This is a genomic window from Micromonospora deserti (assembly GCF_003236335.1).
Lineage (GTDB): Bacteria > Actinomycetota > Actinomycetes > Mycobacteriales > Micromonosporaceae > Micromonospora > Micromonospora deserti.
In genome coordinates, this window is record NZ_POUB01000270.1 from 1 (window position 1) to 8097 (window position 8097).

At 73.2% G+C, this 8097-nt stretch carries 9 protein-coding genes and 1 pseudogene; 6 read left to right on the forward strand and 4 right to left on the reverse strand.

What is annotated here, in order from left to right:
- From C1I99_RS35255 to C1I99_RS26390, 3 genes and pseudogenes are all read left to right on the forward strand, one after another.
- Positions 1-72: pseudogene (locus C1I99_RS35255) on the forward strand (GOLPH3/VPS74 family protein); the annotation flags it as partial.
- A gap of 44 nt (positions 73-116) precedes the next feature.
- Positions 117-1646 carry an APC family permease gene (locus C1I99_RS26385; RefSeq protein WP_111136891.1) on the forward strand — a complete coding sequence of 510 codons (1530 nt, stop codon included), beginning with the start codon at positions 117-119 and terminating at the stop codon, positions 1644-1646.
- The gene (locus C1I99_RS26390) at positions 1643-2236 is read left to right on the forward strand and encodes a GNAT family N-acetyltransferase (protein ID WP_111136892.1); all 594 of its coding nucleotides are present in this window, start codon (positions 1643-1645) and stop codon (positions 2234-2236) included. The genes C1I99_RS26385 and C1I99_RS26390 overlap by 4 nt, the downstream gene beginning before the upstream one ends.
- Before the next feature lie 156 nt (positions 2237-2392).
- On the opposite strand, the gene C1I99_RS26395 is transcribed toward C1I99_RS26390, so the two are convergent.
- The gene (locus C1I99_RS26395) at positions 2393-3220 is read right to left on the reverse strand and encodes a SigB/SigF/SigG family RNA polymerase sigma factor (RefSeq protein WP_111136893.1); all 828 of its coding nucleotides are present in this window, start codon (positions 3218-3220) and stop codon (positions 2393-2395) included.
- Positions 3221-3593: 373 nt separating this feature from the next.
- On the opposite strand from C1I99_RS26395, the gene C1I99_RS26400 reads away from it, so the two are divergent.
- Positions 3594-4370 carry an acetoacetate decarboxylase family protein gene (locus tag C1I99_RS26400; RefSeq protein WP_199562403.1) on the forward strand — a complete coding sequence of 259 codons (777 nt, stop codon included), beginning with the start codon at positions 3594-3596 and terminating at the stop codon, positions 4368-4370.
- Positions 4371-4768: 398 nt separating this feature from the next.
- On the forward strand, positions 4769-4897 hold the full coding sequence (locus C1I99_RS34660) for a hypothetical protein (RefSeq protein WP_267897521.1): 129 nt from the start codon (positions 4769-4771) through the stop codon (positions 4895-4897).
- A gap of 86 nt (positions 4898-4983) precedes the next feature.
- On the opposite strand, the gene C1I99_RS26410 is transcribed toward C1I99_RS34660, so the two are convergent.
- Positions 4984-5970 carry a pirin family protein gene (locus tag C1I99_RS26410; protein WP_111136895.1) on the reverse strand — a complete coding sequence of 329 codons (987 nt, stop codon included), beginning with the start codon at positions 5968-5970 and terminating at the stop codon, positions 4984-4986.
- Positions 5971-5980: 10 nt separating this feature from the next.
- Positions 5981-6463, reverse strand: a complete 483-nt coding sequence (locus C1I99_RS26415) for a MarR family winged helix-turn-helix transcriptional regulator (protein ID WP_111136896.1) — start codon at positions 6461-6463, stop codon at positions 5981-5983.
- Positions 6464-6620: 157 nt separating this feature from the next.
- Here C1I99_RS26415 and C1I99_RS26420 point away from each other — a divergent pair, with 157 nt between their 5' ends.
- On the forward strand, positions 6621-7154 hold the full coding sequence (locus C1I99_RS26420) for a GNAT family N-acetyltransferase (RefSeq protein ID WP_111136897.1): 534 nt from the start codon (positions 6621-6623) through the stop codon (positions 7152-7154).
- Positions 7155-7241: 87 nt separating this feature from the next.
- Here C1I99_RS26420 and C1I99_RS26425 read toward each other — a convergent pair whose 3' ends face one another.
- Complete coding sequence (locus C1I99_RS26425; protein ID WP_111136898.1) at positions 7242-7829, reverse strand: general stress protein; 588 nt, start codon at positions 7827-7829, stop codon at positions 7242-7244.
- Positions 7830-8097: the final 268 nt, after the last annotated feature.

The following is an 8097-nucleotide window of genomic DNA, read 5'->3' on the forward strand; positions in this document are numbered from 1 at the left end:
CCGCCACTGAAGGAACTCGTCGCGCACACCGAGGCCGCCGTCGGCGCCGCGGTGCTGCGCGGTATCCCGTGACCCCGGCACCCCCCTCTACCCCTCCCTGGAAACCGGAGCCGCGCATGTCGTCGACAGCAACGACCGAACGTCCGAGCAACGTCTCCGAGGCGCTGGCCCGTGGCCGGCTCGGCGTGCCCTCAGTGATCTTCTTCGTCCTCTCCGCCGCCGCCCCGCTGACCGTGGTGGCCGGCGTGGTCACCACCGGCTACGGGGTCATCGGGGTCACCGGCATCCCGCTGGCCTTCCTGACCGTGGCCGCGGTGCTCCTGCTCTTCTCCGTCGGGTACGTGGCGATGGCCCGCCGGCTGGCCAACGCCGGGGCGTTCTACGCGTACATCTCCCGGGGGCTGGGTCGGCCGGCCGGCGTCGGCGCCGCCTGGGTGGCGCTGATCGCGTACAACGCCCTCCAGGTCGGGCTCTACGGCACCATCGGCGCCGCCGCCGAGCCGGTGCTGGACCGGATCTTCGGCGCGCACCCGCACTGGGCGGTGGTGGCTCTGGTGGCCTGGGCCCTGGTCGCGCTGCTGGGCGTGCTCCGGGTCGACATCAACGGCCTGGTGCTGGCGGCGTTGCTGGTGGCCGAGATCGTGGTCATCCTGGTGTTCGACATCGGGCAGCTGGGCAACCCGGCCGGCGGCGAGGTGAGCCTCGCCGCGCTGTCGCCGGACAACCTGCTCGTGCCCGGCGCGGGCGCGGTGCTGGTGCTGGCCATTCTCGGTTTCGTGGGCTTCGAGTCCGCGGTGGTGTTCAGCGAGGAGAGCAGGGATCCGCGGCGCACCGTGCCGCTGGCCACGTACCTGTCCGTGGCGATCATCGCCGCGGTCTACGCGCTGTCGTCATGGAGCATGACGGTCGCGGTCGGGCCGGACCGGATCGTCGCCGAGGCCGGCGAGCAGAGCGTTGGGCTGATCTTCAACCTGGCCGGGACGCACCTCGGCGGCACCGCCGTCACGATCGGCCAGGCGCTCTTCCTGACCTCCGTGCTGGCCGCGATGATCTCGTTCCACAACACCACCGCCCGATACGCCTTCGCGCTCGGCCGGGAGCGGGTGCTGCCGGCGGTGTTCGGACGGACCTCGCCGCGTACCGGCGCGCCGCGGGCGGCCTCGCTGGCGCAGAGCGCGCTGGGTCTGGTGGTGATCCTGCTCTACGCGGCCAATGGCTGGGACCCGGTGGTGCAGCTCTTCTACTGGGGCGGCACCAGCGGCGGCTTCGGGGTGCTGCTGCTGATCACCGCCACCGCGGTCGCGGTGATCGCGTACTTCGCCCGTGGCGGCGCGGGGGAGACGCTCTGGCGCCGGGCGATCGCTCCCGGCCTGGCCGTGGTCGCGCTGGTCGCGATCGTCGCCCTGGCCGTGGCGAACTTCGCCGACCTGCTCGGGGTGGCGCCCGACTCCACCCTGCGCTGGGCGATCCCCGCCGCCTACCCGGCCGCCGCGCTGCTCGGCGTGCTCTGGGCGCTGGTGCTGCGCGGCAGCCGACCCGACATCTACGCCCGGATCGGCCTGGGCGCGGAGAGCGCGGCGGCGGCGGTGCTGCCGCGACAGCGGGCCGGCGAGCCGGCCCCCGCCGAGGCGGCGGCGCGGCGGTGAGCGCGGTGCCGGTGCAGCGGCTCGGCCCGGCGGAGACCGCCCTGGTCGCCGGGCGGATCGCCGAGGCGTTCCTGGTCCTCGACGCCACCGCCTGGCTGGTGCCCGACCCGGGCGAACGGGAGGCGGTGCTGGCCGGCCACTTCGAGATCATGGTGGACCACGCGATGCGGCACGGCCTCGTGTACGGCACCGCGGACCGGGCGGGGGTGGCGGTCTGGCTCCCCTCGGTCGGCGAGCCGGCGCCGCCGCCCGAGGACTACGACGCCCGGCTGGCCGCGGCGTGCGGCGAGTGGACCCCCCGCTTCGCCCACCTCGACGAGCTCTTCGCCGTCCACCATCCGCATCCCGACCACCATCACCTGGCGTTCCTCGCCGTCGCGCCGGCACGGCAGGGAGAGGGCGTCGGCACCGCGCTGCTGCGCCACCACCACGCCTGGCTGGACGCCAACGGGATGCCGGGCTACCTGGAGGCGAGCAGCGAGCACAGCCGCGACCTGTACGCACGGCACGGCTACCGGGTGGGTGAGTTGTTCCGGCTGCCCGACGGCACCCCGTTCTGGCCGATGTGGCGCGAGCCGGCGGCCGGCTGAGGACGCGGGCGGCCGGGTCGCCCCGGGCGGGAGCGACCCGGCCGCCCGATTCCGGTTTGTCACGCTCGCGTGACAGATGGTGCCGGGTCGCGGTGGGCCGGTGGCGCCGGGCCCGACGGTGGCCGGGCCCGCCGACCCGGCCACCGCCGTCGCCCCCTAGTACGTTCCGTCGAGCTGTCCCCGCAGCTTGGTCAGCGCGCGGGTCAGCAACCGGGAGACGTGCATCTGCGAGACCCCGATCTGCTCGGCGATCTGCGACTGCGTCAGGTTGCCGTAGAACCGCAGGGTGAGGATCTTCTGCTCCCGCTCGTCCAGGGTGGCGAGCGCCGGGCCGAGGGCCACCCGCAGCTCGGCCAGCTCGAACTCGCCGTCCTCGCCGCCGAGCATGTCGCCCAGCTCGGTGGGCCGGTCACCGTCGCCGGTCGGGGTGGAGAGGGACACGGCGTTGTACGCCCGGGCGCCCTCCAGGCCCTCCAGGACCTCCTCCTCGGTGACGTTGAGGTGGGCGGCGATGTCGGCGACCGTCGGCGAGCGGCCGAGGGTCTGCAGCAGCGAGCTGTTGGCGTCGGAGATGGCCAGCCGCAGCTCCTGAAGCCGGCGGGGGACTCGGATGTCCCAGGTGCGGTCCCGGAAGTGCCGCTTGAGCTCGCCGATGATGGTCGGGATCGCGTAGCCGGCGAAGTCGACGCCGCGGGACGGGTCGAACTTGTCGATGGCCTTGATGAGGCCGACGGCGGCGGTCTGGGCCAGGTCGTCGGTGGGCTCGCCGCGACCGCTGTAGCGGTGGGCGAGGTGGTTGGCGAGCGGCAGCCAGGCCTCGATCGCCTGGTCGCGCAGGGCGGCACGGGAGGGGTGGTCGGCCGGCAGCGCGGCCATCGCGTTCAACAGGTCCGCGGCGCTGTCGGTGAGCGTCCGCGGGTCCAGCTTCGCCGTGGTGCTCCGGGCGGCCTTCGCCGCCTGGCCGGTGATCGTTGGCGCGGTCATGGGTGTTCCTCCCTGCACCTCGTCCGCGGATAGAGACGTGTCGCTTTGGTTAGCCTCGGTTGTCCGTTCGGAAGTCACCTTAGCCCGATCGGCTTGGCAAAATCTAGCCGAAAGGACGATGCACTTAAGCAGTGTTTCGTCATGAAGGTGATTGGCCGGACAAAACCGATCGGCAATGTGAGGGGTGTTGCCGGTTCGCCCGGTCGGCCCGCACCGACCGGACATCGACACCGCCCTGTCCGGTCGGTGCCGGCCGGTCGCCGAGCGGCCACGTCGGCGCCGACGACGGGCGTGGAGTGTCGCCTTTCCGTTGTTGTCCCGTGCACGGGACCAGCCGTAGCGTCGCAGGGTAACCACCCGGTTCGGAGGCGCCGTGCTCGACCCAGCCGCTCCCCAGCTCGTCGTCGACAGCCGCACGCTCTACTTCAGCTGGCTGCCGGCGGATCCGAACGCGGTGGCGGCGCTGGTGCCGGCGGGGCTGCGGCCGCGCGACGACCGCCAGGTCTTCATGAACCAGTACGTCGTCGACGACGAGAGCCAGACCTCGGGTCTCGGCGCGTACTCGCTGACCTACCTGGGAGTGTCGCTCACCGGAGTGGACGCGCCTGGCGGAGCCAGCCCCGGTGGCTGGTGGACCCACTACATCGCCTCCAGTGAGCGGGTCCGGGACTACGGCGCCGCCCGGGGCGCCCCCGCCGTCCCCGGCCGGACCACCATCGAGGTCCGGCGCGGGTCGCTGGTCGCCGAGACCACGATCGGCGGGACCCCGCTGATCCGCGCCCGATGCCGGGTCGGCGACACCGGCCACGTGATCAGCAGCGGGCACCACCGTTACTTCACCACCCGGGACGGGCACCTGTTCAGCTCGGTCTACCCCTACGTCGCCGAGCCGGTCGCCCCGTTCGAGATCGAGTCGGTGGAGTTCCTCGACCCGCGGCACCCGCTGTACGCGCTGCGCCCGCAGAACCCACTCACCATCGGTTGCGGCTTCTACTCCCCGCGCGCCTCGTTTGCCTACCCCGGCGGACTCACCGCCCACGCCGGTGGGGCCGCGGCGGCGGACCGGGCGGGGTCGGTCTCACCGGCAGCCGGGGTGCCCGGCCCGCAGCGGTCGGCCGTCGGGTTCGGGGAGCAGCCGGTACGCGGCTAGCGCCCGGAGCCGGACCTGCCAGGGCGGCCGCTCCGGCCGCTGCCGGCGCAAGCCGACCCGGCCGGCGCGGTTCGGGTCACCCCGCCGGTCGGTGCGGAAGGTGCCCGCCGGCCGCCGGCGCCCCACCCAGCCGAGCGGCCGGTCGACGCAGGCGATGCCGGAATTACCGGCTCGGCAAGGTTTCCGCCGGTCCAGGCGGGTAACTCTGACACCGGGTTGGCACGTCCCCGGGCGGTGGGGAGCGTCCCGCGGCACCAACGGTCCAGCCCTCCCGAGGTCGACAACGTCCTCACGATAGGACCCCCGCCGTGGTCAGCAGGCCGGCCCACGCCCGGCAGGCGGACGAGCCGCGGCGACACCCACCCGAACCACGACGCGAACACCGAGGAGGCCGCACCATGCCCGGCGAGACGACGAACTCCGCGACCGAGCGCCGCGAGCAGGCGGTGGAGGGCGAGCGGGGGGCGCTGGTGGCGGTGTTGGTCATGGTGATCCTGGGCGTGGCCGGAATATTCGCCGTCTCCTGACCCGGCCCCGACGCCCTGGTGGGCGCCCCGGTCGCAACGGGGTGCCCACCGCTGCGGCTCGGGACGACCGGGTCACCCCGGCCGGATCAGGGCCGGGGGCCCTGGCCGCCGGTGTGCGGCAACCGCTCGGCCGGGATGACGCCGAGCCGGCCGGCCTGGAAGTCCTCGAACGCCTGGAGTAGCTCGTCGCGGGTGTTCATCACGAACGGGCCGTAGTGCGCCACCGGCTCCCGGATCGGCTGGCCGCCCATGATGTAGAGGTCCAGCGCCGGGGTTCGGCTGTCCTGTCGGACGTCCGCGGTGAAGCGGACCGCGTCGCCCGGGCCGTGCACGGCGAGCTGCCCGGTGTGCACCGGGCGCCGGTCGGTGCCGACCGTGCCCCGCCCGCCCAGCACGTAGACCAGAGCGTTGAAGTCCGGCCGCCAGGGCAGGTCGACCTGCGCGCCCGGCTGCACCGTCACATGGGTGATGGTGATCGGGGTGTGGGTCGAGCCCGGGCCGCGGTGCCCAGCGACCTCGCCCGCGATCACCCGGATCAGCGCCCCGCCGTCCGGCGTGGTCAGCAGAGCCGACTCGCGCCCGCGGATGTCCTGGTAGCGCGGCGGGTTCATCTTGGCGACCTTCGGCAGGTTGACCCACAGCTGCGTGCCGTGGAACAGGCCACCGCTCGTCACCAGGTGCTCCGGCGGCGCCTCGATGTGCAGCAGCCCGCTGCCGGCGGTCATCCACTGGGTGTCGCCGTCGGTGATGGTGCCGCCGCCGCCCTGCGAATCCTGGTGGTCGAAGACGCCGTCGATGATGTAGGTGACGGTCTCGAAGCCCCGGTGCGGGTGCCACGGCGTCCCCTTCGGCTCGCCGGGCCCGTAGTCGACCTCACCCATCTGGTCAAGGTGGATGAACGGGTCGAGCTCGCTCAGCGGCACCCCGGCGAAGGCCCGGCGGACCGGGAACCCCTCACCCTCGTACCCGCTCGGCGCGGTGGTCAGCCGGCGGACCGGCCGGAAGGCGGTGGACTCGTCGAGCCGGGGCAGGCGGGGCAGGACGAGCACGTTGTCGACGGTGATGGCGGGCATCGCGGGCTCCTCAGCTGTGGGGGTGGGTGGTCGACGCGTCGCGTTCGGCGCGCAGGCGCCGGCCGAGCCGCTCGAAGATCCGGGTGAGGCAGGCGACCTCGGCATCGTCGAGGTCGTCCATCAGGTTGGTGCGTACCGAATTCAGGTGGTGCGGTGCGGCATCACGCAGGGTGAGCAGGCCGGCGGCGGTGAGCACCGCCTCGCTGCCGCGGCCGTCCTGCGGGCAGGACTCCCGGGCGACCAGGCCGCGGCGCTGCATCGACGAGATCTGGTACGTCAGTCGGCTCGGCGAGAACACCAGCCGACTGGCCAACTCGCCCATCCGCAGCCGCTGCCCCGGCGCCTCGGAGAGCAGCACCAGCACGTGGTAGTCGGCGAAGCTCAGCGCACTGTCGGCGCGCAGGTCCTCCTCCAGCTGGGTGAACAGTCGCTGGCTGGCCTCGATGTAGGCCCGCCAGGCGGCCAGGCGGGTGCGGTCCAGGCTTTCGGTCACGCCTCCGATGGTAGCACTACTTCAAACTTCAACTACCTTCGTTCAGGGCCAGATTGTCACTTCACCGTTCGCCGTTGAGGTCTGTGTTACAGCTTTGAAGTACCGCACCGGATTAAGACGTGCAGCCCGGGCGCCGGATGTGTCAGACTCCGCCCTCGTGGAGCACCTGGAACTGACCGCCCCCGGCCTGCTGCTGCGACCGTGGCGGGAGGAGGACGCGCTGGCCGTCCTCGACGCGCTGCGCGAACCGTCGATCGCCCAGTGGAATCCGCAGGGCGGGCTGCTCGACCGGGACGCGGCGCTGAGCTGGATCCGCTGCCGGGCCGACTGGTCGGCCGGTAACCACGTCTCGCTGGCCGTCGCCGACCCGGCCGACGGCGACACCCTGCTCGGGTCGGTGTCGCTGCACCGGATCCACGACGGGGACGCCTCGATCGGCTACTGGACGGTGGCCGCGGCGCGCGGGCGGGGGGTGGCCTCCGGGGCGGTCGTCCGGCTCACCGGGTGGGCGTTCGCCGAACTCGGGCTGCACCGGATCGAGCTGTGCCACGCCGTGGCCAACCCGGCCTCCTGCCGGGTCGCCGAGCGGGCCGGTTACCGGATCGAGGGCATCCTGCGGGAGTCGTACCGGTACGGCGACGGCCGCCGCTACGACGAGCACCTGCACGGCAGGCTCGCCACCGACCGTTGATCCGGGGGCGTGGCCGGGCCGATCCCGGGCACGACGGCGCGGCCCCGGGGAGGTGTTCCGGGGCCGCGCCGCCGGCGGGATGGGTGGTCAGCGGGTCTGCGCCTGCGGCGCGCCCAGGTGCATCCGGCCCAGCAGCTGGCGGGCCTGCTCGGCGTACTGCGCGTCGACGATGACCGCGTACTGGGCCGCGCGCAGCGAACTGGCCGAGGTGAAGTCCCGTTGCCCGCCGGTCATCGCGTGCGCCACGGCGCCGAAGACCGCTCCCCAGATCGCGCCGATGACCAGCCCGACCAGGATCACCGCCACCCAGTTGCCGACGGTGAAGATGCCGAACAGCAGACCGATGAACAGACCGAACCAGGCGCCGGTGCCGGCGCCGACCAGCGCGGCACGACCGGTGGTCATCCGGCCCAGGACCGTCTCCACCAGGGTGAGGTTCGTACCGACGATGGCGCTGTGCTCCACCGGGAAGCGGTTGTCCGCCAGGTAGTCCACGACCCGCTGTGCGGACGGATAGTCCGGGTACGACCCGATCGTCACGGTGGGCCGGCCGGTCTCCGGCCCGTGGCCGTCGCCGCTGGGCGCGGACGGCCGACCGCCGGGGCCGGACGGGAGGGTGTCGCCGCCCGGCATCCCGGGCCGCCATGCCGAGGTCGGACTCGACGGTGTGGTCATGAGACTCCTCCTTCGTCAACCGTCAGGGTTCCCCTGGGCGCAGACCGGAAAACACAGGCCGCCGCAGGAATGCGACCTCCGGGACTACCTCGCCGCCGCGCGGATTCGGCACGCCGGCGGCCGGCGGCGCGTGACGGAGCCGGTCGGAGCCGCCTCGCGGTCCGCGCCGGCGACCGGCGCGTGATCAAGAGGTGTGCGTCGGCCCGGGATCGGATCCGCGCGCAAACCTCTTGATCATCGCGGTGGAGGGTGGGCGGGCGTCAGGTGC

Bases quoted from the DNA above. Each gene is read 5' to 3' on its own strand.
- C1I99_RS26385 (WP_111136891.1), top strand. From the start codon at position 117: ATGTCGTCGACAGCAACGACCGAACGTCCGAGCAACGTCTCCGAGGCG.
- C1I99_RS26395 (WP_111136893.1), bottom strand. From the start codon at position 3,220: ATGACCGCGCCAACGATCACCGGCCAGGCGGCGAAGGCCGCCCGGAGC.
- C1I99_RS34660 (WP_267897521.1), top strand. From the start codon at position 4,769: ATGCCCGGCGAGACGACGAACTCCGCGACCGAGCGCCGCGAGCAGGCG.
- C1I99_RS26410 (WP_111136895.1), bottom strand. From the start codon at position 5,970: ATGCCCGCCATCACCGTCGACAACGTGCTCGTCCTGCCCCGCCTGCCC.
- C1I99_RS26425 (WP_111136898.1), bottom strand. From the start codon at position 7,829: ATGACCACACCGTCGAGTCCGACCTCGGCATGGCGGCCCGGGATGCCG.